The 26,016-nt window shown below is 56.6% G+C and carries 19 protein-coding genes; 7 read left to right on the forward strand and 12 right to left on the reverse strand.

From position 1 onward, the window contains the following. Together ybjG and JOE09_RS06905 are read left to right on the forward strand one after the other, a co-directional pair. The gene (gene ybjG, locus JOE09_RS06900) at nucleotides 1–606 is read left to right on the forward strand and encodes an undecaprenyl-diphosphate phosphatase (RefSeq protein ID WP_200545818.1); all 606 of its coding nucleotides are present in this window, start codon (nucleotides 1–3) and stop codon (nucleotides 604–606) included. Nucleotides 607–1,125: 519 nt separating this feature from the next. Then, on the forward strand, nucleotides 1,126–2,409 hold the full coding sequence (locus JOE09_RS06905; protein ID WP_205065269.1) for an HAAAP family serine/threonine permease: 1,284 nt from the start codon (nucleotides 1,126–1,128) through the stop codon (nucleotides 2,407–2,409). Between the two features lie 67 nt (nucleotides 2,410–2,476). Here the strand turns inward: JOE09_RS06905 and JOE09_RS06910 are convergent, their stop codons facing one another. Next, nucleotides 2,477–3,667 (reverse strand): serine hydrolase, encoded by a 1,191-nt coding sequence (locus JOE09_RS06910; RefSeq protein ID WP_205065270.1) that lies wholly within the window; start codon nucleotides 3,665–3,667, stop codon nucleotides 2,477–2,479. A 275-nt stretch (nucleotides 3,668–3,942) separates the two neighbouring features. Here JOE09_RS06910 and JOE09_RS06915 point away from each other — a divergent pair, with 275 nt between their 5' ends. Next, nucleotides 3,943–4,599, forward strand: a complete 657-nt coding sequence (locus JOE09_RS06915; RefSeq protein WP_105593492.1) for an HAD family hydrolase — start codon at nucleotides 3,943–3,945, stop codon at nucleotides 4,597–4,599. Nucleotides 4,600–4,609: 10 nt separating this feature from the next. Here the strand turns inward: JOE09_RS06915 and JOE09_RS06920 are convergent, their stop codons facing one another. Continuing rightward, on the reverse strand, nucleotides 4,610–5,722 hold the full coding sequence (locus JOE09_RS06920; RefSeq protein ID WP_205065271.1) for a PQQ-dependent sugar dehydrogenase: 1,113 nt from the start codon (nucleotides 5,720–5,722) through the stop codon (nucleotides 4,610–4,612). 859 nt (nucleotides 5,723–6,581) lie between these two features. On the opposite strand from JOE09_RS06920, the gene JOE09_RS06925 reads away from it, so the two are divergent. After that, nucleotides 6,582–7,448, forward strand: coding sequence for an AEC family transporter (locus JOE09_RS06925; protein WP_205065272.1), 867 nt, complete (start codon nucleotides 6,582–6,584; stop codon nucleotides 7,446–7,448). A gap of 211 nt (nucleotides 7,449–7,659) precedes the next feature. Here the strand turns inward: JOE09_RS06925 and gsiD are convergent, their stop codons facing one another. From gsiD to JOE09_RS06950, 5 genes are read right to left on the reverse strand one after another with little or no spacing between them, the layout of a single operon-like run. Then, on the reverse strand, nucleotides 7,660–8,565 hold the full coding sequence (gene gsiD / locus JOE09_RS06930) for a glutathione ABC transporter permease GsiD (protein WP_200562202.1): 906 nt from the start codon (nucleotides 8,563–8,565) through the stop codon (nucleotides 7,660–7,662). 9 nt (nucleotides 8,566–8,574) lie between these two features. Next, the gene (gene gsiC, locus JOE09_RS06935) at nucleotides 8,575–9,495 is read right to left on the reverse strand and encodes a glutathione ABC transporter permease GsiC (RefSeq protein WP_105593496.1); all 921 of its coding nucleotides are present in this window, start codon (nucleotides 9,493–9,495) and stop codon (nucleotides 8,575–8,577) included. A 47-nt stretch (nucleotides 9,496–9,542) separates the two neighbouring features. Then, nucleotides 9,543–11,081: a glutathione ABC transporter substrate-binding protein GsiB gene (gene gsiB, locus JOE09_RS06940; protein WP_205065273.1), complete on the reverse strand. Its 1,539-nt coding sequence runs from the start codon at nucleotides 11,079–11,081 to the stop codon at nucleotides 9,543–9,545. A gap of 36 nt (nucleotides 11,082–11,117) precedes the next feature. Further along, entirely contained in the window at nucleotides 11,118–12,968 is a 1,851-nt protein-coding gene (gene gsiA, locus JOE09_RS06945) for a glutathione ABC transporter ATP-binding protein GsiA (RefSeq protein WP_205065274.1), read from the reverse strand. Beyond that, a complete protein-coding gene (locus JOE09_RS06950) occupies nucleotides 12,968–13,924 on the reverse strand; it encodes an isoaspartyl peptidase/L-asparaginase (protein WP_205065275.1) in 957 nt (318 codons plus the stop codon). The genes gsiA and JOE09_RS06950 overlap by 1 nt, the downstream gene beginning before the upstream one ends. Nucleotides 13,925–14,189: 265 nt before the next feature. Here JOE09_RS06950 and moeA point away from each other — a divergent pair, with 265 nt between their 5' ends. The 3 genes from moeA (at nucleotide 14,190) to JOE09_RS06965 (ending at nucleotide 17,839) form a co-directional block, all read left to right on the forward strand. After that, nucleotides 14,190–15,425, forward strand: coding sequence for a molybdopterin molybdotransferase MoeA (gene moeA / locus JOE09_RS06955; RefSeq protein ID WP_205065276.1), 1,236 nt, complete (start codon nucleotides 14,190–14,192; stop codon nucleotides 15,423–15,425). A gap of 1 nt (nucleotide 15,426) precedes the next feature. Further along, nucleotides 15,427–16,191 carry a molybdopterin-synthase adenylyltransferase MoeB gene (gene moeB / locus JOE09_RS06960; protein WP_205065277.1) on the forward strand — a complete coding sequence of 255 codons (765 nt, stop codon included), beginning with the start codon at nucleotides 15,427–15,429 and terminating at the stop codon, nucleotides 16,189–16,191. Nucleotides 16,192–16,288: 97 nt separating this feature from the next. Beyond that, complete coding sequence (locus tag JOE09_RS06965; protein ID WP_205065278.1) at nucleotides 16,289–17,839, forward strand: sensor domain-containing diguanylate cyclase; 1,551 nt, start codon at nucleotides 16,289–16,291, stop codon at nucleotides 17,837–17,839. Nucleotides 17,840–17,875: 36 nt separating this feature from the next. Here JOE09_RS06965 and JOE09_RS06970 read toward each other — a convergent pair whose 3' ends face one another. From JOE09_RS06970 to JOE09_RS06990, 5 genes are all read right to left on the reverse strand, one after another. Then, nucleotides 17,876–19,468: an ABC-F family ATPase gene (locus tag JOE09_RS06970; protein WP_205065279.1), complete on the reverse strand. Its 1,593-nt coding sequence runs from the start codon at nucleotides 19,466–19,468 to the stop codon at nucleotides 17,876–17,878. A gap of 135 nt (nucleotides 19,469–19,603) precedes the next feature. Beyond that, the gene (locus tag JOE09_RS06975; RefSeq protein ID WP_205065280.1) at nucleotides 19,604–21,094 is read right to left on the reverse strand and encodes a sugar porter family MFS transporter; all 1,491 of its coding nucleotides are present in this window, start codon (nucleotides 21,092–21,094) and stop codon (nucleotides 19,604–19,606) included. A 558-nt stretch (nucleotides 21,095–21,652) separates the two neighbouring features. Next, nucleotides 21,653–23,203 carry an efflux transporter outer membrane subunit gene (locus JOE09_RS06980; protein ID WP_205065281.1) on the reverse strand — a complete coding sequence of 517 codons (1,551 nt, stop codon included), beginning with the start codon at nucleotides 23,201–23,203 and terminating at the stop codon, nucleotides 21,653–21,655. A gap of 1 nt (nucleotide 23,204) precedes the next feature. Further along, nucleotides 23,205–24,773 carry a DHA2 family efflux MFS transporter permease subunit gene (locus tag JOE09_RS06985; RefSeq protein ID WP_200562218.1) on the reverse strand — a complete coding sequence of 523 codons (1,569 nt, stop codon included), beginning with the start codon at nucleotides 24,771–24,773 and terminating at the stop codon, nucleotides 23,205–23,207. Further along, complete coding sequence (locus JOE09_RS06990) at nucleotides 24,770–25,909, reverse strand: HlyD family secretion protein (protein WP_205065282.1); 1,140 nt, start codon at nucleotides 25,907–25,909, stop codon at nucleotides 24,770–24,772. Before JOE09_RS06990 ends, JOE09_RS06985 begins: the two co-directional genes overlap by 4 nt. Nucleotides 25,910–26,016: the final 107 nt, after the last annotated feature.

The following is a 26,016-nucleotide window of genomic DNA, read 5'->3' on the forward strand; positions in this document are numbered from 1 at the left end:
ATGGAAGAGATTAACCGCTCGCTGTTTCTCTGGATTAATGCCAACGGCGACTCGCCGGGATGGCTGATCGCACTGGCAACGTTTATCGCCCGCGACGTGATTGCCATCGTCCCGCTGATGATCGTCGTACTGTGGCTGTGGGGGCCACGCAGCCAGCTGACCTCGCAGCGCGTGCTGGTGGTGAAAACCGGTGTGGCGCTGCTGTATGCGCTGGCAATATCCTGGAGCCTCGGCCATCTTTTCCCGCATCCTCGCCCCTTCGCAATCGGGCTTGGCCACCAGTATCTTGCCCATGCCCCTGATGACTCCTACCCCAGCGATCACGGCACGGTGATCTTTACCTTTGCACTGGCGTTTATTGCCTGGCATCGCATCTGGTCCGGTGCCGTACTGCTGGCTACCGGTGCGGCTATCGCCTGGTCACGCATCTACCTTGGCGTCCACTGGCCAATGGATATGCTGGGCGGGCTGCTGGTCGGCGTATTGTCCTGCCTGTTTGCACAAATTTTCTGGCTGATGTTCGGTAGTCGCCTGTTACCGCTGCTCTCTTCTCTTTATCGAACGGTATTTGCTTTTCCAATCAGTAAAGGCTGGGTACGCCACTAATTATTTGACGGGCCGGAATCCTCCGGCCCGCAACGCCAGGATAAACCTCTTCCTCTCCCTCCACTTTTCTTATTGCGCAATAAATCCGAATTAAATGCTGCCTGCTCACTGCCGTTGCGCAATTGATTAAACCAGCAACACTTCAATCCATGAATTTAAAATAACTCATTGTTTTTAATAAAATATAAAAAATGGCGCTAACAAAAAACAGCCAACAAGACTACTATTTAACCATTTAAAAAACCTTAAATTCAGTTTAAATGCCTGTTAAGAAAGCAGTTACCTGGTAGATAATCCCTGCAAAACCTCCTCCAACAGATGTTCACACCAAAAAAGGTAATAGAATTGTGACTGCGATCACCGGTAATAGATCATCCAGTGCTTTCATCTATTTTTTCTGATGGTAGAGTGTGCGCCATAAAAATCAGAGTGATTAATTAAATCCGTTATCGGTAATTAAAAATTGCTGTGCGGATGTTAAGCGATTTAATTAATTGTTTTTAAACACTGGAGAAAGTGATGGACTCATCCCAAACAGCGGTGCTCAATCCCGTAGCCCCTCAGGATGCCAGTACGTGGCGTAAAACCGACACCATGTGGATGCTGGGCCTGTACGGCACGGCCATTGGCGCAGGTGTGCTGTTCCTGCCGATTAACGCCGGAATCGGTGGCCTGATCCCACTGATCATTATGGCGCTGCTGGCCTTCCCGATGACGTTCTTTGCCCACCGGGGACTGTGCCGCTTCGTGCTTTCAGGCAGCAAACCTGACGGCGATATTACCGAAGTGGTGGAAGAACACTTTGGTGTGGGTGCCGGTAAGCTGATCACCCTGCTCTATTTCTTCGCCATCTACCCTATCCTGCTGGTTTACAGCGTGGCAATTACCAACACCGTCGAAAGCTTTATGACCCATCAGCTGCATATGCAGGCACCGCCGCGCGCGCTGCTGTCGCTGATCCTGATCGTCGGCCTGATGACCATCGTGCGTTTTGGTAAAGACATTATCGTCAGAACCATGAGCATGCTGGTGTATCCGTTTGTTCTGGTGCTGATGGCGCTGGCGCTGTATCTGATCCCACACTGGAACAGCTCGATTTTCAACAACGTCAGCCTGAGCGGCAGCGGCAGTGGTCTGCTGATGACGCTGTGGCTGGCGATCCCGGTGATGGTCTTCTCCTTCAATCACTCGCCGATTATTTCCGCCTTTGCCGTTGCCAAACGCGGTGAGTACGGAGACATGGCCGAGAATAAATGCTCACGCATCCTGGCCCGTAGCCATATCATGATGGTGATTACAGTGATGTTCTTTGTGTTCAGCTGCGTGCTGAGCCTGTCACCGGAAAACCTGGCGGAAGCCAAAGCGCAGAACATTTCTATCCTGTCCTACCTGGCAAACCACTTCAGCACTCCGCTGATGGCGTGGCTGGCACCGATGATTGCCATCGTGGCGATCACCAAATCTTTCCTCGGCCACTATCTTGGCGCGCGTGAAGGCTTCAACGGTACAGTTAATAAGATGCTGCGCAGCCGTGGTAAAACTATCGCTGAAAATAAACTGAACCGCTTTACCGCGCTGTTTATGCTGGTAACGACCTGGATTGTTGCCACGCTGAACCCGAGCATTCTCGGCCTGATCGAAAGCCTGGGCGGCCCGATTATCGCCGTGCTGCTGTTCCTGATGCCGATGTATGCCATTAACAAAGTTCCGGCAATGCGCAAGTACAGCGGCAAGCTGAGCAACGTGTTTGTGGTGCTGGTAGGCCTGGTGGCGATTTCCGCCGTGGTTTACGATTTAATCTGATGTTCCTCAGCGGGCGGACCGACCGGTCCGCCCCTGCTTCACGAGCGTAAGTCAGCAACAATTAGCGTTAGCTAAACAGCCCGGTGATTTTCATCACGATAAAGTCCCAGATACGGCCAAAGAATCCCGCCTCTTTCACTTCTTCCAATACCACCAGCGGACGCTGATCGATGGATTTGCCATCCAGCTGGAAATCAATGGTGCCAACCACCTGATTTTTTGCCAGCGGCGCAGTGAGCTGCGGCTGAGTCAGCGTAAAGCTGGCTTTCAGATTCTTCATCTGTCCCTTCGGCACGGTGATTGCCGCATCCTTAGCAACACCAAGATTGACCTCGCTTTGCTCACCGTACCAGACGCGCTGCGTGGCAAACGGTTTACCGGCCTTTATCGGGGTCACCGTTTCATAAAAACGGAACCCCCAGGTCAACAGCTTCTCGCTTTCACGCATGCGAATCGCATCGGTTGCCGTCCCCAGCACCACGGAAATCAGCCGCTGATCGCCGTCAACCGCCGATGCGACAAGGTTATTTCCCGCGCCGGAAGTATGGCCGGTCTTAATGCCGTCCACCTGCAAATTGGTGCTCCACAGCAGGCGATTACGGTTGTACTGGCGGATTTTATTGAAAGTAAACTCTTTCTCTTTGTGAATCGCATACTCATCGGGCACATCGCGGATTAGGGCCTGACCAATCAGCGCCATATCACGAGCGGTACTGTACTGCCCGTCAGAATCCAGCCCGTGTACGGTCTTAAAATGGGTATTCTGTAAACCCAGCGCCTTCGCGTAATTGTTCATCAGGCCAACGAAAGAATCCTGACTGCCCGCAACATAATCCGCCAGGGCGATACTGGCGTCATTGCCGGACTGAATGATAATGCCTTTGTTCAGCTCTGAAACCGGGATGCGATCCCCCGGCTTCAGGAACATCAGCGATGACCCCTGCAATACTGGATTGCCGGTCGCCCAGGCATCTTTACCCACGGTGACCATATCATCTTTGTTAATTTTGCCGGATTTCAACGCCTGACCAATCACATAGCTGGCCATCATTTTGGTCAGGCTGGCCGGATCGAGGCGATCGTCCGCCTTGTATTCCGTCAGCACTTTACCGCTGTTGTAATCCATCAATATCCAGGCTTTGGCATCAATTTGAGGCGCAGCAGGAGCCTGTTCAGCGTAGGCCGCTGGCAGTGTCAATAACACCGTTGTGGCAGTGACCAGCGTAATAACGCTGGCAGAAAGGAGTTTTTTCTTCATGGCGTGACCGGATATCCATTTGAAAGACGTGTATTCGAAGCGCAATCGGGTACAGAGCCACCCTACACTAAGACGTTACATCACTTAAAAGAACCTTCGAACCGTAAAGTTTCTTAGAGTTTATTAGATAAATCTTAACCTTGCCTGTCATGATGGGTAAATAATCGCCAACCCCGACACGATTACACCAGGACTAATTCTGAATTAGGGCTAAACGGTTAAGCCTGTCACAATAATTCGCTACTCTGAGAGCAATCTGCTGAGGAGGAGTGACCATGGATCTCGCACTGTTTGACCTGGATGAAACTATTATTTGTGAAGACAGCACAGGATTATGGCTACACTGGCTGGTTTCTCAGGGCTTCGCCCCTCCCGCGATCCTTCAACAGGAGCAGGCGCTGATGGATCGGTACTATCAGGGAACTCTTTCAATGGAAGAATATATGGATACCACGCTTGCACCGCTGGCGGGCCTGGCGACCTCGACGGTTAGCGGCTGGATACGTCGATTTATCCAGCGTGACATTGTGCCACGCGTCTATCCGGCGGCACGCGAGCGTATGCGCTGGCATCAGCAGCGCGGCGATACGGTAATGGTGATTTCCGCCAGCGGCGAGCATCTGGTGGCCCCCATTGCGCAACGCCTGGGTGCCGATTGCGCACTGGCGATTGGCGTCGAGGTGGTCGACAGCCGCTACAGTGGCAAAATCTTCGGACCGCTGACCTATAAAGAAGGCAAGGTGGAGTGCGTTAATCGCTGGCTGTCTCAGAGCAGCGCCCGTCAGTTTGAGAAAACCTGGGCCTACAGCGACTCAATAAACGATCTGCCGATGCTGGAAAATGCCGATCGCCCGCACGTGGTGAATCCGGCCGATACACTGCTCTCCCTGGCGCAGCAGCGCGGCTGGGAAGTGTGTAACTGGGTACGTTAGACGCTGTACTTCAGGGAGCCAGCCCCACCCGCAGCAGCTTGCCGTCGGACTCATCGGTGAGCAGATACAGCCAGCCGTCCGGCCCCACGCGGACATCGCGAATGCGCTCGCCGCGATCCTCAAGCAGGCGCTGCTGATCGACTACCCGCTCGCCGTTCAGGCTGAGCCGAATCAGATTCTTTTCCTTCAGCGCGCCGATAAACAGCGAGTTTTTCCACTGCGAAAAGCGGTCGCTGTTATAAAATGCCATACCGCTGATAGCGGGTGAAACCTTCCAGTACCAGATCGGCTGCAGCGTTCCCTCAACCTCGCCGCCTTTTGAGCCGGGAACTTTCGCGCCGCTGTAATCGATACCCCAGGTCGCCAGCGGCCAGCCGTAGTTGGCCCCTTTACGTAAAATATTCACTTCATCACCGCCGCGTGGACCGTGTTCGCTCTCCCACATCTGCCGGGTCCAGGGATTGAGCGCCAGCCCCTGCGGGTTGCGCATTCCCCACGTCCAGATTTCCGGGCGCGCCCCTGCTTTACCCACTAGCGGATTATCCGGCGGTATTGAACCATCCGCCTTCAGCCGCACAATTTTTCCCTGTAGCGCATTCAGATCCTGCGCTTTTTCCGCCTGGAAGTTATCCCCGAAGGCAATAAACAGATCGCCACTGTCGTCGAAGGCCATGCGGGTACCCAGATTAGCCCCGCCGGAAAGGCCCGGCTGCTGGCGGATCACTTCGCGGAAATCGCTGAGCTGCTGATAATCCTCGCTCAATCTGCCATAACCTACGGCAGCCCCACCGCGTCCATCCGACTCGCCTCGCGTATAGCTCAGCCAGACGCGGCGGCTCTCGGCAAAGTCGGGGGCCAGCACTACGTCAAGCAGGCCACCCTGACTGCGGATCCAGACTTCCGGTACGCCTTTAAGCGGCGCAGATAGCCCTTTTCCGGCCTGCCAGCGCCGGAGCTCGCCGGATCGTTCAGTGATTAACATCCCCTGATTATCAGGTAAGAACGCCAGTGCCCAGGGATGATTAAGGCCATCCTGTAGTTCCTCAACCGTTACGTTTTCCGCCATCGCCGTCGGGCTAAACAGCAGTACAAGCAGGCTAACAGCGGCCAGAGGTTTGAACATTGTTTTCTCTCCGTAACGGGATGTATCAGATAACCGTAGCGAATCGGGGCTAAAGCGGCGGGCTTTTTACAAAACCTTAATGAGGAATGGGAAATCCGCAGCGCTGAACGGAATCCATCACTATTGATTCGTGTATGGTATGAGTTCATGCACATGCCGCTGAGGGATGGGTGCATGAGGTTCAGCCTCTGCTGCTGCTCCGGGCGGTCCTCGCGCCGCGTTGCGGTGCCTTCGGTTACGCCATTTCGCCGACGGATCGGCCAGGATTGAACGTCCCTGTTCAAACCCGGCCTGATGGCAGCGTCCCTGCTGCCTTCTCCTGGCGTAATGCCTCCACCTCAGCGCTGCGGATGCCCTTACGCAGCAGCAGAGGCTTTCCCCTTTGAGCTTATCATCGCTGCCTGAACGTCGTTTTAGCATTAGATGTAAGCATGAACCTACAGAGTTATTTAAAGATCAGGCAACGCAAAAGTCAGAAAGCAGGCTGGCCGTGCCCCCGCTCGGGCAATCCGCAGCGCTGAACGCAGAGAGGAAGCCAGGATTCGCCTGCATGGACGCAGGCGAAAGGCCCAGCCGCGCAGGACGCGCGTCTGGGCCGGTCCGTGAGGCTGACGAATGAAGTGAAGGAACCGCAACGCGGCGCGAGGACCGCCCGAACGGGGGCACGGCCAGCCAGCGCCAACTCCAAGCGATGCAAACAACTTAGAGGCAGGACGTCCGCCATGGGCACGGCCAGCCAGCGCCAACTCCCAGTTCTACAAACAACTACTTAGAGGCAGCATGCCTGAGTATTAGTCAATGACAATTCATTAACAAAAGTGCTATATCATTCAGCCGGAAAAAACGCTAAGGAACGCCGATGACCATTTTCCTACCGCTGATTTATCTGCTGGCGGGTTACGCTATGGGGCATAGCCGCTGGGATTTCAAAGCGCTGGCTTCCCTGCTGTTAACCCGACTCATCATTCCGCTGGTCATCATCTATAACGTCTCCAGCCACTTTCATGCCATGAGCGGCATTATTCTGGTCACCGCGCTGTTAATGCTGATTTTACTGAGCGTTGGCCGCCTTGTTAGCCGCGATCCGGTGCAGCATCTTTGCTTCTTCTATCTGAATATCGGCTGGCTGGGTCTGCCCATCGTCAGCGCCCTGTTCTCCGCTCAGGCGATAGTGATCGTTATCGCCGCGTACGTCGGCAGTTCGATTTTTGGCAATTCGATTGGTGCAGGTATGCTCTCCGGCGCGGGCCTGGACCTGAAAGGTCTGCTAAAAACGCCGCCGGTGCTGGCGCTGGGTGCGGGTATCGTGCTGATCCCTTTCGGCGAGCAGATTACCCAGTTCGGGGAAGGACTTTACGATGCTGCCAAATTTCTGATGAGCTTCCTTGGGATGGCTATTCTGGGATTCTGGCTGGCGAAAGTCCGGGTGACGGCAGCGGATTTCCGTAACGAGCTGCGCCCTTTTCTACTGCGCGGCGGGGCCATTTTCCTGCTGGTCAGCGCCTTGTTGTTATGTGGGCATCTTTATGACATTCAGATACTGACCGATAACGCGGCCACGCTGTATCTGTTCTGCCTGCTGCCGCCCGCAGCGAATATTATCGTACTGGAAACCCACTACCTCGGCACCGGCCGTTCGGCGCGCGCAATTTCATGCGGAACCTGCATCAGCATTGTTGCCATCGCGATCTACGCTGCCGCGGTCGTGCTCAGCCGCATGATGTAAGCTGGATGATGTGGCGTGAGAAGGATGATGTAAGTTGGATGATGTGCCGTGAGAAGGACGATGTAAGTTAAATGCTCTGAGCTGGATGATGTGAACCGCACGGTGGGCGTTGGGTAATGTCAACCGGATGGTTTGAGCGCGCAGCTCTCCCTGCGCGCTCAAAGTGCTATCAGTGCTATCAGTGCTATCAGTGCTTCAGTGCTTCAGTGCTTCAGTGCTTCAGTTTAGGGTCCAGCGCATCGCGCAGACCATCCCCCAGCAGATTGAAGGCCAGCACCGTCAGGAAAATGGCCAGACTCGGAAAGATCGCCACGTGCGGTGCCATCACCATATCCGCCTGCGCCGCATTGAGCATTGCGCCCCACTCCGGCGTTGGCGGCTGAGCACCCAGCCCCAGAAACGACAGGCTGGCGGCAGAGATAATCGAGGTGCCGATACGCATCGTGAAATACACCACGATGGAAGAGAGCGTTCCCGGCAGAATATGGCGCAGAATAATCACCCAGTCCGGCGCACCGATGCTGCGCGCGGATTCAATATAGGTCAGGTGCTTCAACACCAGGGTATTACCGCGCACCAGCCGGGCAAAGGCTGGAATGCTGAAAATCGCCACCGCGAGGATCACGTTAGACATGCCGTTTCCGAGTACCGCCACCACCGCTATCGCCAGCAGGATACCGGGAAAGGCGAAAAGCACGTCGCAGATGCGCATAATAATGCGGTCCCACCAGCCTTCGTAATAGCCAGCCAGCAAACCCAGCAGCGTGCCGATAGCGGCCCCCACCGCCACCGAAAAGACCCCGGCAACCAGCGACAAACGCGCACCGAGCAGCACGCGGCTGAAGATATCGCGGCCCAGCGCATCCACGCCGAACCAGTGCAGCATCGACGGCCCTTCATTAAGCCTGTCGTAGTCAAAATAGTTTTCCGCATCGAACGGTGCCAGCAGGGGGGCAAATGCAGCCACCACGACCAGCAGCACGATAAATATGGCTGCCGCCATCGCCAGATGCTGACGACGAAAACGCCGCCAGAACTCACGCCACGGAGTACGCAGACGATCGGGGCTGATTGTCGGCAGTGCGGATAGCGCAGCTTTGCGTCGCCAGTTAAGCATCAACCATCCTTATTTGTAGCGAATTGCCGGATTGATCGCCGCGTAGAGCATATCGACCATCAAATTAATCAGGATAAACTCCAGTGAGAACAGCAGCACTTCGGCCTGAATCACCGGATAATCACGCATCTCAACGGAATCAACGAGCAGCCGTCCCAGCCCAGGCCAGTTGAACACCACCTCCACGACGATCGATCCGCCGAGCAGGAAACCAAACTGCAGCCCCATCATGGTCACCACCGGGATCATCGCATTGCGCAGGCCGTGCTTGACCACCACCAGCGATTCACGCACGCCTTTGGCCCGCGCAGTACGCATGTAATCTTCCTGCATCACTTCGACAAACGACGCGCGGGTAAAGCGAGCCATCACTGCCGCTACGGCGGCACCAAGGGTAATCGAGGGTAAAATATAGTGCTGCCAGCTGTCAGCGCCAACGGTCGGCAACCAGCCCAGCTCAACGGAAAAAACCTGCATCAGCAGGATACCCAGAGCAAAAGCCGGGAAGGAAATGCCGGACACCGCCAGCGTCATCCCCAGACGGTCGGGCCAGCGGTTGCGCCACACGGCGGAAACAATGCCAATCGCCATGCCGAAAACAACCGACCACGCCATGCTGCTCAGCGTCAGCCAGAAAGTGGGCATAAAGCGTAGCGCAATCTCTTCAGACACCGGGCGTTTAGACACCATCGACAGGCCAAAATCCCCCTGCAACGCATTGGTGATATAGCGCCAGAACTGCTGCGGCAGCGGCAAATCCAGCCCCAGCTGTTCGCGTACCATCGCCACCACTTCGGCATCCGCTTCGCGGCCGGCAATCAATCGCGCCGGGTCTCCCGGTAAAAGATGAACAAACAGAAACACCAGCACCGCCACAATCAGCAGCGTCGGGATCAGGCCCAGCAGGCGTTTAATAAAATAGTTAAGCATCGATGTTCCTACGCCCCCTTCACAGGGGGCGTTTTTGCTGTCGGGCGTTACTTCAGGTCAGCATCGTCGAAGCTGAACGAGGTATCCGGCATCACGTAGAAACCGGTCAGGTTTTTAGTGTTGGCGGAAACCAGCTTCTCTACCACCAGCGGCACCCACGGCTGATCTTTCCAGATGAGATCCTGGGCATCTTTATACAGGGCGGATTTCTTCTCGCCGTCGGTAGTGTTCAGCGCGTCGGTCAGATCTTTATCCACCTGCGGATTGCTGTAGAAGGCGGTATTAAAGATGGTTGGCGGCCAGGACTGGGTGGCAAACAGCGGCGTCAGCGCCCAGTTGGCTTCACCGGTTGACGCCGACCAGCCGGTGTAGAACATCCGCACGCCGCTCTCTTTCTGACCCTTATCTTCAACCTGCGCCGCACGCTGGCCGGCATCCATTGCCGTCAGCTGTACCTTAATCCCCACCTGCGCCAGCTGCTGCTGGGTAAACTGCAGCACCTTCTGCGCGGTGCTGTGGTTATGGGATGACCACAGCGTGGTGCTGAAACCGTCAGGATAGCCCGCCTCTTTCAGCAGCTCGCGCGCCTTCGCCGGGTTGTACTCCGGTGCCGGATAGCTCTGCGCGTACTGAATAGACGGCGGAACTATGCCGGTAGCCGGGGTGGCGTAACCGGCAAAGGCCACTTTCGCCAGCGCATCACGATTAATCGCGTAGTTAATCGCCTCGCGCACTTTCGGGTTATCAAACGGCTTCTGGGTGACATTCAGGCTGATGTAGCGCTGCATAATCGATGGCGAGGTGACCAGATCGAGCTTGCTGTTTTTTTCCAGCAGTTTGGCCTGCTCGAAGGGGATCGGGAAAGCAAAGTTCGCCTCACCGGTTTGCAGCATTGCTGAACGAGTATTGTTGTCGACCACCGGCCGCCAGGTAATCGAATCCAGCTTCGGATAGCCCGGCTTCCAGTAGCCGTCAAACTTCTTCACTTTAACGAAGTCGGTTTGATTCCAGGTGACAAATTCATACGGACCGGTTCCCACAGGGTGGAAGCCGATATCCTTACCGTACTTCGTCAGCGCGTCCGGGGAGATCATCGCCGCCACCGGGCTGGCCAGGGTATTGATAAAGGCGGAGAACGGCTGCGAAAGCGTAATCTTCACCGTGGTCGGGTCGATAACTTCAGTGCCGGACACCACTTTAAACAGGTTAAAGCGCTTGAGGTGATTGTCAGGATTGCTGGCGCGATCGAGGTTGGCCTTCACCGCCGCCGCGTTGAACTCCGTACCGTCCTGGAACTTCACGCCGCTGCGCAGTTTGATGGTGTAGTTCAGACCGTCGGGGCTGACCTGATAACTCTCGGCCAGCACGTTCTGCAGTTTCATATCCTTATCAAAACCAAACAGGCCCTGATAGAAGGATTTCGCCACCGCCTGCGACAGCGTATCGTTGGCATCATACGGGTCGAGGGTGGTGAAGTTGGAGGCCACGGCGATAGTGACATCCTTCGCCGCCCAGGCAGGCAGAGCGGCAATAGTGCCCAGCAGCCCGGCGGTTAACAACAGCTTACGCGTTTTCAGAACCATCATCTCAATCTCCTGTCTCTTATTTTCATTATCAAATAATCAGGCGCGGTTAATCACATGTCGGGCAACATAATGCCCGGCACTGACCTCAACCAGCGGGGCCACCAGCGGCTCATCGCCAAGGGCACGGATCGGGCTGGGAATTTCATCAACAAGCAGCGCTCGCTCGCGGCGGCGATGGCCGGGCTGGGCGACCGGCACGGCCGCCATCAGCTTGCGGGTATACGGATGCTGCGGGTTTTCAAAGACGGCCTGGCGCGGGCCGATCTCTACGATCTGCCCCAGATACATCACCGCCACCCGGTGACTGATGCGCTCAACCACCGCCATATCATGGGAAATAAACAAAAACGCAATGCCGTAGTCGCGCTGGAGGTCAAGCATCAGATTAATAATCTGTGCCTGAATCGACACGTCCAGCGCAGACACCGATTCATCGGCAATCACCACCTTCGGATTCAGCGCCAGCGCCCGGGCGATACAGATACGCTGCCGCTGGCCGCCGGAAAATTCGTGCGGATAGCGCTGCGCATGTTCCGGCAGCAGCCCGACCCGCTCCAGCAGGCTGGCCACTCGCTGCTCGGCCTCCTGCCCACGGGCGATGCCGTGGACCAGCAGCGGCTCCATAATCGAGTAGCCCACCGTCAGACGCGGATCGAGAGAGGCGTATGGATCCTGAAAAATAAACTGAATATCGCGGCGCAGATGCGACAGCGCGCTGCCCTTGAGCAGATCGATGCGCTTACCGTCAAAGGTAATCGAGCCGCCCTGGCTCTCTACCAGCCGCAGTAGCGAGCGCCCGGTGGTGGATTTGCCACAGCCGGATTCACCGACCAGCGCCAGCGTTTCGCCGTGATGAAGATCGAAGCTGACTTTTTCCACCGCATGCACTCGCCGTGTAACGCGGTTAAAGATACCGCTGCGAATATCAAAACGGGTCACCAGATCGCGAACCTGCAGCAGCGGCGGGCCGTCTTTACGCACGGTATCCTGCGGCAGTTCCGCCGTGGGATCTTCTTCACCCACCAGTGGAAACTTCTGCGGAAAGGGGCGACCGGTCATTGCACCGAGTTTTGGCACCGCCGCCAGCAGCGCACGGGTGTAAGGCTCTTTCGGTGCGGAAAACAGCGTTTCTACTTCGCCGGTTTCCACTACGTTGCCGCGATACATCACCTGTACCCTATCGGCCATTTCCGCCACCACGCCCATATCGTGAGTGATAAATATCACCCCCATTTGCATTTCCTTTTGCAGCACGCGGATCAGCTGCAGGATCTGCGCCTGAATGGTCACATCCAGCGCGGTGGTCGGCTCGTCGGCAATCAGCAGCGCGGGGCGACAGGAGAGCGCCATGGCGATCATCACCCGCTGACGCATGCCGCCGGAAAGCTGATGCGGATAGCGGGACATAATATTTTTAGCTTCCGGAATGCGGACCAGATCCAGCATGCGCTTCGCTTCCTCCAGCGCCTGCTGGTGATCTTTACCCTGATGCAGGCGAATAGATTCGGCGATTTGCTCACCGACCGGAAACACCGGGTTCAGCGAGGTCATCGGCTCCTGAAAGATCATCGCGATATCGGCACCGCGAATCTCACGCAGTTTCCGGGCGGAGAGCGTCGCCAGATCGACCTGCTGCTGATTGCGGCGACGCAGCAGAATACTGCCGCTATCAATGCTGCCGCCGCCCTGTTCTACCAGCCGCATCAGTGCCAGTGAAGTCACCGATTTACCGGAGCCGGACTCGCCGACAATCGCCAGCGTTTCGCCTTCGCGAACCGTTAACGAGAGATTATTTACCGCCTGAATGCGCTGACCTTCCTGCTGAAAACTAACGCTGAGGTCACTGACCGTCAGCACCAGTTCATTGTGCTGGTGAAGCGCGCTCATCAATACTCCTCGCGAAAAATAGCCGCCACCGGCGCTTCGCCGACCACGCCGTAACCGCGATACATCCCTTCACTGTTAAACGGCAACAGCACATTTCCCTGGCGATCGATGGCGATCAGCCCACCGCTGCCGCCGAGCTGAGGGATTTTTTCCATAACGACCCGTTCGGTTGCCTGCTGAAGCGACAGGCCGCCGTAGTTCATCAGTGCGGCAACGTCATAGGCCGCAAGAGTACGAATAAAGACTTCGCCGGTACCGGTACAGGATACCGCCACCGTATCGCTGGCATAACAGCCCGCGCCCGGCAGCGGGGAGTCACCCACCCGGCCAACCTGTTTATTGGTCATGCCACCGGTGGAGGTAGCTGCAGCAAGATTTCCTGCGGAATCCAGCGCGACGGCACCGACGGTGCCCATTTTACGATCCGGGTCGAGCGGCTCGCCCGAACGGGCTTCGTCGTGATCCAGCACCACTTTCTGCTGGTTCTGCGCGCGTTCAAGCTGCTTGCGGCGCCCCGGCGTAGAGAAAAAGTCAGCGGCAACCATTTCCAGCCCCTGGGCAGCCGCAAACGATTCCGCACCGGCGCCAGTGAACAGCACGTGGGGACTGTGTTCCAGCACCGCGCGCGCTGCCAGCACCGGATTACGAATATGGGATACGCCCGCGACAGCCCCGGCCTCAAGGGTCCGACCATCCATCACGCAGGCATCAAGTTCGTGGGTCGCCTGATGGGTAAATACCGATCCCACCCCGGCGTTAAACATCGGGCATTCTTCCAACAGACGGACCGCTTCGGTTACCACATCCAGCGCGCTGGCACCGCTGGCCAGCATCGCCTGGGCGCTGGCCACGATCTGCGTCAGCGCCTGACGATAGCGTTGCTCGGCTTTTGCATCCATACTGGTACGAGTTATCGTGCCTGCACCACCGTGGATGGCAATCGTCGCTCTGACCATGATTATTTATCCTGTCTGTTAAATCAGCATGAAAAACACCGGGTTAGCTGGTATTTTTTGAAAAAATACCGTTTTGACTATAGGTAGCATACCTGAGGTTGTAAAGCGGAAAGTTCGCACCCTGATAATAACCAATGGTTCTAACTTAGCTGCGTTTCGTACTTTCGCACCGCCGTTTTCAGCATGCGTGACCCTGCTGTCGAATCGCGCCATAATACTGCCAAAAGCATTTCGCCCGCCCTGCGGCGCGAACCGAGGAGAAGTTATGGAAGCGTTTACATCGGGATTGATCTCCCTCGACGATGCCCTGAGCAACATGCTGAGCCGCATTACCCCTATTGATGAAAGTGAGCTTTTACCGCTGCCGCAGGCGGCAGGACGCATCAATGCGTCGCCGGTAATATCGCCGATGGCGGTTCCCCCTTTTGATAATTCTGCGATGGATGGCTATGCCGTCCGCATGGCCGATGTTCAATCCGGCACGCCGCTGACCGTCGCGGGTAAAGCCTTTGCCGGTTCGCCTTTTAACGGTAACTGGCCGGCCGGCAGCTGTATTCGCATTATGACCGGCGCGCCGATACCTGCGGGATGTGAAGCCGTGGTGATGCAGGAACAGACCGAACAGCAGGGTGACGCGGTGGTGATTACCGCCAAAGTCAGTGCCGGGCAAAACATCCGCCGCGCTGGCGAAGATATCCGCCAGGGAAGCGAAGTACTGACCGCCGGTGTCAGGCTCGGCGCCGCCGAACTGCCGCTGCTGGCCTCGCTGGGGATCGCCAGCGTGCAGGTACTGCGCCCGTTACGCGTGGCGATTTTCTCCACGGGTGATGAACTGCAATCACCGGGCCAGCCGCTGGCCGCCGGGCAGATCTACGACACTAACCGCTTTGCCGTGCATCTGATGCTGAATAAGCTGGGCTGTGAAGTGATCGATCTGGGCATTATTCGTGACGATCGCGATGCGCTACGTGCCGCTTTTCATGAAGCCGACGCCCGTGCTGACGTGGTGATCAGCAGCGGCGGTGTCTCCGTTGGCGAGGCCGATTACACCAGGGAGATGCTTGAAGAACTGGGCGAAGTCACCTTCTGGAAACTGGCGATCAAACCGGGTAAACCGTTCGCCTTTGGCCGACTGAAAAACAGCTGGTTCTGCGGCCTGCCGGGCAATCCTGTCTCGGCCATGCTCACGTTCTATCAGCTGGTGCAGCCGCTGCTGGCTAAACTCACCGGTCAAAGCGGCCCTGCCCTGCCGCCGCGCCAGCGGGTACGCAGTGCCGATGTGCTAAAAAAATCGCCGGGCCGCCTCGACTTCCAGCGCGGGCTCCTGCTGCGTAACGCGCAGGGAGAACTGGAGGTGAAATCTACCGGCCATCAGGGTTCTCACGTCTTCAGCTCATGGCATCAGGCAAACTGCTTTATCGTTCTTGAGCGCGAACGCGGCACTGTACAGCCCGGTGAGTGGGTGGAGATTGAACCGTTTAACGCACTGCTGGAAGGTTGATATGCATCCCGAACTCAGCGATGAAGAGATGCTGCGCTACAACCGCCAGATTGTGCTGCGCGGCTTTGATTTTGAAGGCCAGGAGCAGCTGAAAGCGGCAAGCGTGCTGGTGGTCGGGCTGGGCGGGCTGGGCTGTGCCGCCAGCCAGTATCTTGCCGCTGCGGGCGTCGGTCATCTGACCCTGCTCGACTTCGACAGCGTTTCACTGTCGAACCTGCAGCGGCAGGTGCTGCACGGCGAAGCGCAGCTGGGTATGGCGAAAGTCGAGTCAGCGCGTGCGCGTTTGGCAGCCATCAACTCGCAGATCCGCTACAGCACGATAAATGCGCAGCTTGACGATGGCGAACTGGCGCAGCTGATTGCCGATCATCATCTGGTGGTCGACTGCTGCGATAACGTCGCCACGCGTGAACAGCTCAACCGCCTGTGCTATGGCAGCAAAACGCCGCTGGTTTCCGGCGCGGCGATTCGTATGGAAGGGCAAATCAGCGTGTTTCGCTGGGGCAATAACGAACCGTGCTATCGCTGCATCAGCCGGCTGTTTGGTGCCGCAACGCTCAGCTGCGTGGAAGCCGGTGTGATGGCACCGCTGGTCGGGGTGATCGGTTCTCTCCAGGCGATGGAGGCAATTCGCACACTCACCGACTACGGCAGCCCGGTTGCCGGTCAACTGCTGCTGTACGATGCCATGACCTTACAGTTCCGCACGATGAAAGTAGCCCGCGATCCCCACTGTGAAGTTTGCTCAGACAGCGCATCGGAATAAACGCTTTTCGTAATTTTTACGGAGTAAAAACAAGCGTTTCGGCTGGCAGAACCTATAATAAAGTATGACCGCCCCGGTGGCAGGAAGGATGACGTAGATGATTGCAGACCAGCACGCCGTGACCACTCACTCCAGTAAGCTTTCATTGCGCCAGATGATGATTATTTTTTTACTGGCGATCGTGAGCGTAGTGATTCTGATAAACGGCTGGCTGATCTGGAACTCCTGGCAGCGGACCATCGCCTCGGCGCAGGATGATGCACATAATCTTTCACAGTCACTCTCCAGGCAGGCGGAGGATACCTTCTTACAGGTCGACCTGACGCTACAGGATGTCAGCGATCGCATCTCGCTCATTGGACTGAATCAGGCACAGCACGGCTATCTGCGCGAGTTGCTCAGTTCGCGCACCAGCTCACTGCCGCAGCTTAACGGCATGGCTATTTATGACGCACAGGGTAACTGGCTGGTCACTTCCAAGGGCAATATTCCAAAGCAGATTAACAACAGCGATCGAGAATATTTCCGCTATCACCTCACCCATGCCGACAGCAAGGTCCATATCGGCAAGGTGATCCGCAGCCGCGCGACCGGCGATCTGGTGATCCCGGTATCATTGCGCCTGAATAACAGCGATGGGTCCTTTCGCGGTATCCTGCTCGCTTCGGTCAATCTCAGCTTTTTTAAAACGGTTTACGGCTACTACAACCTGGGTCGCCACAACGTACTGGCGCTGATGCTCAGCGACGGCACGATCCTGTACGTGCGCCCCTATGTTGAGAGCGCCATTAACCGCAATATTTCCGACAGCCCGCTGTTCACCACCCTGCTGAAAAACGCCTCCAGCGGCACCGCCGTATATAAATCCAGGCTGGACGGTAAAGAGCGCGTCTTCGGCTACTCGGCCCTGGAGCGCTACTCGCTGGTCACCGCCGCCGGCTATGATAAAGGGCAGCTGATGCGCGGCTGGTTCTCTACGCTGAGCGTCTACATCGCACTTTGTACGATTCTGCTGCTGGTGATTTTCCTGCTGGGGATGCTGGTGCTGCGGCATATCGGCCTGAACCTGAAGAACCAGCAGGAGCTGACCGCCGTACGCGATCGGCTCACAGCAATGAACCGGACGTTGCAGACGCTGGCGCTGGTTGACGGCCTGACCGGGCTGGCAAACCGTCGTCAGTTCGATCTCTATTTGCAGCACAGCATCGATCGGGCGAACAAATTACATATTCCGCTGGCGCTGCTGATGATTGATGTCGACTCGTTTAAAGCGTTCAACGACAGCTACGGTCATCCGGCGGGCGACGACTGCCTGAAGAAAATTGCCGATGCGCTGGCCCACCTACCCCATCGCCCGGATAACCTGGTGGCCCGCTACGGCGGAGAAGAGTTTGCGATTATTCTTCCCGGCTGCGATCGCGATCTGGCTTATCGTTTAGCACTGCAGGCGCTTGAAGCGATTACCGCTCTGAACATTCCACACCAGCAAAACAGCTGTGGTCAGCAGGCGGTTTCCGTTAGCGTTGGGCTGCATGTAATGACTCAGGAAAATCAGATACTGTCGCCGCAGACGTTGATCGCCGGGGCGGATCGGGCGCTGTACGTGGCGAAAAATGCGGGGAAAAATCAGGTGGCGGAGAGCCATTAAGCGTGGGCCAGAGGAGCCTGGCCCACGAACAGCAATTTAGACGATGCCCTGGCTGCGCAGGTAGTCTTCGTAGTTGCCGGTAAAGTCGGTGATCTTGCCCGGGGACATTTCAATCACGCGGGTGGCCAGCGAGCTGACGAACTCACGGTCGTGAGAAACGAAGATCAGCGTTCCTTCGTACATCTCCAGCGCCATATTCAGCGCTTCGATAGATTCCATATCCAGGTGGTTGGTCGGTTCATCCATAATCAGGATATTCGGTTTCTGCATCATCAGCTTACCGAACAGCATGCGGCCTTTTTCCCCACCGGAAAGCACTTTAGCAGGCTTCTTGATGTCGTCCTGGCTGAACAGCAGGCGGCCGAGGATGCTGCGTACTGCCTGCTCATCGTCCCCTTCCTGCATCCACTGGCTCATCCAGTCAAACACGGTAAGGTTATCGCTGAAGTCATGAGCATGGTCCTGCGCGTAATAACCAATCTGCGCGTTTTCAGACCATTTGACGGTACCGGAATCCGGCGTCAGCTCACCAACCAGCGTTTTCAGCAGGGTGGTTTTACCAATACCGTTCGGACCGATGATCGCCAGCTTCTCACCGACTTCCAGCAGCGTGTTGACGTTCTTAAACAGCGGGCCGTTATCAAAGCCTTTGGTCACCGCTTCAAGGGTCAGTGCGTTACGGAACAGCTTTTTATCCTGATCGAAGCGGATAAACGGGTTCTGGCGGCTTGACGCTTTCACTTCATCCAGCTTGATTTTATCAATCTGCTTGGCGCGAGAGGTTGCCTGGCGGGATTTCGAGGCGTTAGCGCTGAAGCGGCTGACGAAGGACTGCAGTTCGTTGATCTGCGCCTTCTTCTTGGCGTTATCCGACAGCAGACGTTCGCGCGCCTGGGTCGCCGCCGTCATGTATTCGTCGTAGTTACCCGTGTAAACGCGCAGTTCGCCGTAGTCCAGATCGGCCATGTGCGTACAGACCATATTCAGGAAGTGACGGTCGTGCGAAATAATGATCATGGTGCTGTTACGCTCGTTCAGCACCTGCTCCAGCCAGCGAATGGTATCGATGTCCAGGTTGTTCGTCGGTTCGTCAAGCAGCAGGATTTCCGGGTTAGAGAACAGCGCCTGCGCCAGCAGCACACGCAGCTTCCAGCCGGGTGCCACTTCGCTCATCGGACCGTAGTGCTGCTCCAGCGGAATACCCACGCCCAGCAGCAGTTCACCGGCGCGTGCTTCCGCGGTGTAACCGTCCATTTCGCCGTATTTCTCTTCGAGATCGGCAACTTTGTAGCCATCTTCTTCGCTCATTTCCGGCAGCGCATAAATTGCATCGCGCTCTTCCTTCACCGCCCACAGCTCACCGTGGCCCATGATCACCGTATCCAGCACTGAATACTGTTCGAAGGCGAACTGATCCTGGCGCAGCTTACCGATGCGCTCGTTCGGGTCGATGGAGACGTTACCGGCAGAAGGCACCAGATCGCCACCCAGAATTTTCATAAAGGTGGACTTACCGCTGCCGTTGGCACCGATCAGACCGTAGCGGTTGCCGCCGCCAAATTTGACAGAAATGTTTTCGAACAGCGGCTTACTGCCAAACTGCATGGTGACGTTGCTGGAAACTAGCACAGGATTGCCTTTCTTTTGCGAGGTGGATGTGTGAGTCAGCGCGCATTATGCCAAAAACGGCGCGGCGAATACAGTGTGCTGGTGCGGCAGGCGGGCGCAGTGGTAAAAAGGCCGGGTGAGTACCCGGCCATAAGCTTAGTGACTTTCCGCTTTATGCTTCGATGGAGCCAGCGTTGCGGCCTCTTCGTCTTTACTCAGCCAGTCGTGCAGATAGTGTTCAATCTGCTCCAGACTGCGGTTGCGGGTTTCCGGCACGCACTTAATGACGAACAACGCGCCGCAAACGCCAATCAGACCGAAGATAAAGAAAGCACCGGAGAGGCCCACGCTGGCCAGCAGAAGTGGGAAGGCCAGAGAAATAAGGAAGTTGGCAATCCACATCGCGAACACCGCACCGCCCATAAAAACGCCGCGCAGGCGGGTTGGGAAGATCTCCGACAGCAGTAGCCAGGTGACCGGTGACAGTGCCCCCTGCTGGAAGCTTAAAAACATCAGCATGCCCAGCAGCACCATATAGCTGCGCAGAACATCCACCTCGCCGTTGATGGTTTCCGGCATGAAGTAGCTCACCGCACCGATAAAGAACAGGCAGGCGGTACAGCCAAACTGGCCGATCTTCACCAGCGTGCGGCGGCCAATGCGCCCCAGCAGCCAGATACCGACAAAGGTCATGATGACGGAGATTGCGCCGTTGGCAATGGTGGCGAACAGCGCCGCATCGGTGCTCATGCCTACCGCTTTCAGCATCGTCGGCGCGTAGTACATGATGGTGTTCACGCCCGAGGTTTGCTGAATTACCGCAATGCCCACGCCGATCAGAAACAGCTTAAACAGCCACGGCTTTTTCAGTTCGCTAATGCTTGAGCGCGTCTGCTGGCGGTCTTCCTCTTCCAGCGTCTCGGTTATTTCCTCCAGCTCCCATTCAACGTCTTCCTTCGCTCGCGTCCGCTCCAGCACCTTGCGCGCTTCGGCCAGCCGCCCTTTCATCGCGTACCAGCGTGGCGTATCCGGCATAAACATCATGCCGAACCACAGCAGTACGGCGGGAATCGTGGCAACGAACAGCATCCAGCGCCAGGTATCATGCCCGCCCCAGGCCGCGTTAAACCCGGCGTTGGAGATATAGGCCAGCATCTGACCGGAAACGATCATCAGCTCCTGAATCGTCACCAGCTGCCCACGCTTGTTGGCGGGTGCAATTTCCGCGATATACACCGGTACGGTGGCCGACGCGCCGCCGACGGCAACGCCTAAAACCACGCGGAAGAAGATCATCCACTCCACGTCAGGGGCCAGCGCGGTGCCTATCGATCCCATCGCGAAAATAATCGCCAGGGTAATAATGATCTTTCTGCGGCCTACGGCGGCGGCAAAATGACCGGAGAACAGTGCGCCAAATGCCGCACCAAACAGCAGTGAACTGGTAACCAGTCCGGTAGTGAAGGGGGTAAGGTGTAACTCGTCGCCCATAAACAGCAGGGCTCCGGAAATAACGCCAGTGTCATAGCCAAACAGCAGGCCACCTAAAGTGGCGATTGCGGCAATCACTTTAACAAGGGGTTCTGTTTTGGTGTTGCTGTTGGGACCTGACGCACGGTTAGCGGTTATATATTGTTCTTTTGCCATAGCGACTTCAATGACCTCTTAACGACCTGGTTGGTAAGGGGACAGAGCGGTAAAACTCAACCTTGTTTTAACAACAACCGTCTGCACAACCAATTTAGATCATTTTTTTCATTTTAATTAACAATGAAAATTAAATTTTGAGAAACCGATCCCATTACTACCTTTAATTTGTGACGCATCGCTCATTAATCCGCTTTTAAGGTTGAACTGACCCGATAGTATGCCTGCCATTTCATTTCATATCACAAAAAAGAGAATATAAGTTTCACCATAAAATAGAAATGATAGCTATCTATCATTCAACCTCTCAATTAAAATCAACCAAAAATATATTTAAACCAATTAAAAATCAATTAGTTATGAAAATGATGGTTTATTTATCATTTCATCATCATCGCTATCACTTTTATCTTGTGGAGTGAGGGTTACAGGAGATAACCGGAATTAAAACAGGGATTAAACTTGTGCGGATATAAGAACTGTCAGGCAGAAGCGGCAGGAAGGGATTAACACGGAGAGTTATTAGCCCCCGAACAGGGGGCTGTAGGGAAGGAAATTTTACTGTGGGGTTTCCGCCGGGCCAAATACGGTATATTCCGGCAGGCTAACGTTCTGGTAATTTTCCCAGCCGCCGCCCAGCGCTTTATACAGTGCAACCAGATCCAGACCGCTCTGCACCCTTGCCTGTTCGGCCTGCTGCTGCGCTTGCGCCAGCTGACGCTGGGCGTCAAGCGCTTCAATAAACGAAGAAATCCCCTGCCGGTAGCTGTCACTGGCCAGATTAAACGCCGACTGCTGTGCTTTTACCGTTTCATCCAGCCCGACAACCTGCTGCTGATCGCTGTGGTAGCTAACCAGTGCGTTTTCTACATCCTGTAGCGCGGTCAGCACCGTCTGGCGATAGCCCAGTGCGGCGCTGGCCTGCTGCGCACGTGCCACCTTCACGCTCGACACCAGCCGTCCTCCCTGGAAGATAGGGATGGAGACAGACGGGCCGTAGCTGTAAAAGTGGCTGCTCCAGTTATCCAGATAGCTGGCATCGCTGTTGCGCATACCAAACTGCCCGGTCAGCGACACGCTGGGGAACAGTTCGGCCACCGACACGCCGATATTCGCCGTGGCGGCATGCAGGCTGGCTTCCGCCTCGCGCACATCGGGGCGACGGCGGGCCAGCGTGGCAGGGATGCCAACCGGCACCACCTGTGGCAGCGCAGGGAACGGTTTGCTGGCGGCGAGTTCGCCATCCAGCGCGCCGGGCACGCGACCGGTCAGCACCGCCAGTCCGTTCATCGCCTGGTGGATCTGCGCCTGATACTGCGGCAGCTGGGAGCGCAGCAAATTGAACTGGGCGCGGGCGTTTTCCACGTTAGTTTGCGGTGCCAGCCCGTTGCGCTGCTGGCTCTGAGTCAGCTCCAGCGTCTGCTGCGCCACGGCAATTTGCGTCTCCAGCGTCGCGGTGATCGCCTGCGCGCCGCGCAGCTGCAGATAGGCCCGGGCCACTTCGGCCTCCAGCGACACCAGCGCATCATTGCGGTTTTCTACCGACTGCTGCTGCTGCGCGCCGGCCATTTCAACCTGACGACGGACTTTGCCCCACATATCCAGCTCCCAGGAGGCATCAAAGCTGCCCTGGTACAGGCCGACCGGTTTGGACAGGCTGTCCAGAACCGGTTTTAAGTCGGTATCGGTATCAATTTGATCAACGCGGTCGTAGGCCCCTTCCGACTCCAGCTCGCCCTTAATGCCCAACTGCTGCCGGGTAAATCGGGCGTTACCGTTCACCGAGGGAGCCCAGGCTCCGCGTGCCTGGTTCAGCTGCTGACGCGCACCGGCAATGCGCAGCACCGCCTGCTGTAGCGACAGGTTGCCGGCAATCGCCCGCTCAATCAGGCTATCCAGCTGCGGATCGTTGAACGACTTCCACCAGCTGGTGTTAACCGCCGTTGCCTGCGGGCGCGATGCGCTGCCCGACTGCATGCTGTTAAAACTGCCCGGCGTGGCGGGTTTGGGAGCCTGGTAATCAGGGCCAACGGCGCAGGCGCTCAGCGCCAGCACGGCGGCCACCAGCGTTGCCGTCCGTGAACGGGCCAGAGGGAAATAAACGTGCATGTCAGTGTGCTCCCGCACTGCCTTCGCTCTTAATCGGCGACAGCAATAGACAAAATGGAATCAGGATCAGGGCCACAATACTCAGGCCCATAAAGACGTCAATATAGGCGAGGAACCTCGCCTGCACGATCATCTGCTGGTAGAGCTGCCCGGTTGCGATGGCGATCGGATCGCCCGCCATATGAACAAAGTCGCGTACGCCCTGCGCCCAGCGCTCCACGGCAAGGTTAAACGGCTCGTTAAGCGGCGTCATGTTGTGCACCATTTCCGCGCTGCGCGCCTGGGTTCGCTCGGTAATCATCGCCGTTGACAGCGAAATGCCGATCGAACCGGCCACGTTACGGAACATGGTAAACAGCGCCGACGCGTCGGCGTTAAGCCGCTGCGGGATGGTGACAAAGGCAATGGTGGTGAGCGGTACAAACAGGAAACCCAGACCGATGGTTTGCGCGCTGCGCATCATTACCAGCGTGGTGAAGTCGATATCCGGGGTCAGGGTTGCCGAATAGATAAACGACAGCATCAGCAGCGTGAAACCGAAGGCGATAATCAGCCGGGTTTGTATCAGCGGCATCAGCTTCAGGACCAGCGGAATCGACAGGACGATCAGCACGGCCCCCGGCGACAGCACAAGCCCGGAAAGCGTGGCGGTATAGCCCAGATCCTGCTGTGCGAGCTGTGGGATCACCACCGAACTGCCGTAAAGTATCGCCGCCATCCCCGCCATCAGCAGCCCCGCCACCGCGAAGTTGCGATCCTTGAGCACGTGCAGATCGACTACCGGTTTTTTGGCATAAATCAGCCAGTAGATAGCCCCGACAATGCCGGTCAGCGCCAGCAGGCCAAAGGTGACAATAAAGCTGGAGTTAAACCAGTCTTCATCTTCGCCGCGATCCATCATCACCTGCAGGCAGCCCAGCCCGAGAGTGATCAGGCTGATGCCGATATAGTCCACCCGCAGTTTGCCCTTCGCCCACTTCCGCTCCCACGGAGGATCTTCCAGCAGCTGATAAATTGCCAGCACGCTGAGTATCCCTACCGGGATGTTAATGAAGAACACCCAGCGCCAGCTGTAGTTGTCGGTGATCCAGCCGCCCAGCGTCGGGCCCATAACCGGGGCGACAATGACCGCAATGGAAGAGAGGCCAAACGCCTTGCCGCGATCTTCCGGCTTAAAGTAGTCCAGCAGCACCGACTGCTGCACCGGCTGCAGGCCACCGCCAAAGAAGCCCTGCATCACGCGGAACAGAATGATTTGCCACAGCTCGGTGGCAATACCGCAGAGGAACGAACAGACGGTGAACATCACAATGCAGATCAGGAAGAACTGCTTGCGCCCCAGCAGGCGGCTGAGGAAGGCGGAAATCGGCAGCACGATGCCGTTGGCCACCAGGTACGAGGTCAGCACCCAGGTGGATTCGTCATAGCTGGCAGAGAGCGAACCGGCTACGTGCGGCAGGGCCACGTTGACGATGGTGGTATCCAGGATCTCCATAAATACCGCCAGCGTGACCGTCATGGCTACCAGCCAGGGGTTGCTGGACGGCTTCCAGCTTTGGCCGGGGGTCATTCCACCGTCACCTTCGGCTCAACCGAGAGGCCAATCGGCAGCGGCTTATTCGGGTCCAGCCCCTTGTCGATAACGATTTTTACCGGAACGCGCTGTACGATTTTTACGTAGTTACCGGTGGCATTCTCCGACGGGAAGGCCGAGAAGCGTGAACCCGAGCCCATCTGCACACTGTCAACGTGCCCTTCCAGCTTCAGATCCGGCCAGGCATCCACGCCGATTTCCACCTTATCGCCCGGCTTCATGCGACGCAGCTGCGACTCTTTAAAGTTAGCGACGATCCACACATCCGGCGAGACCAGCGAGAACAGCGACGATCCCGCCTGCACCAGCGTACCCACCTGCACATTACGTTTGGTGACAAAGCCGTCATAAGGCGCGCGCACTTCGGTGTAAGAAAGGTTCAGATTCGCCACGTTAAGCTGCGCCTGCGCCTGTTCAACCTGGCTCTGACGGGCTTCGACGTTGGTTTCCTGCTGGCGAATTTGCAGAGCAACCTGCGAAGCCACTTCTACCTGCGCTTTGGCATTTTCCAGTTCCGCTTTTGCGGAGCGCAGCTGGGCGCTGGCAGAATCAATATTGCGCTGCGAGGTTGCGCGTGGATCGACGTTGCGCTGGCGCTTATCATCAGCCAGCGCATTCGCATAGTTCGCTTCGGCGCGCGCCTGCTGCGCCAGCGCCTGATCTTTTTGCGCCGGATACTGCACCTTCGCCAGGCTGAGCTGCGCCTGTGCCTGATGCAGCTGTGCCTGCGCCAGACTCAGCTGGGCCTGTGCCTGCGCCTGCTGTGCGGTGGTATCGCGCGGGTCGATCACCACCAGCAGATCGCCCTTCTTCACCCGCTGGTTATCTTTCACCCGGAGTTCGGTGACGTAGCCCGAGGTTTTCGGCGAGATGGTCACGGCGTCTGCCTCGGTAAAGGCGTCATCGGTGGTTTCGATATTATGGGTGGTCAGCCAGAACCACAGCGCTATCACCAGCATCACCACCACCACTATCGCAAGGATAATCAGTGGCTTTTTACCGGGCCGTTTGCGGGGAGCTTCATTGTCATCGTGGTTCGGGGATTGCTGGTCATGCTGATGAGGTGTCTCATCAGTCGAGCCTGGTGTCGTTTGATTAGCCATAGTTCCCATCGATCAGAAGGCGCACTCAAAATTAAGTCGCAATGAGTCAGTCTGATCTAAACATAAAGCGTAAATTGACAATTACCAGGCTTTCTTGACGAAACCAGACTGTCCAC

Source organism: Pantoea coffeiphila (assembly GCF_016909495.1).
Classification (GTDB): Bacteria; Pseudomonadota; Gammaproteobacteria; order Enterobacterales; family Enterobacteriaceae; genus Erwinia; species Erwinia coffeiphila.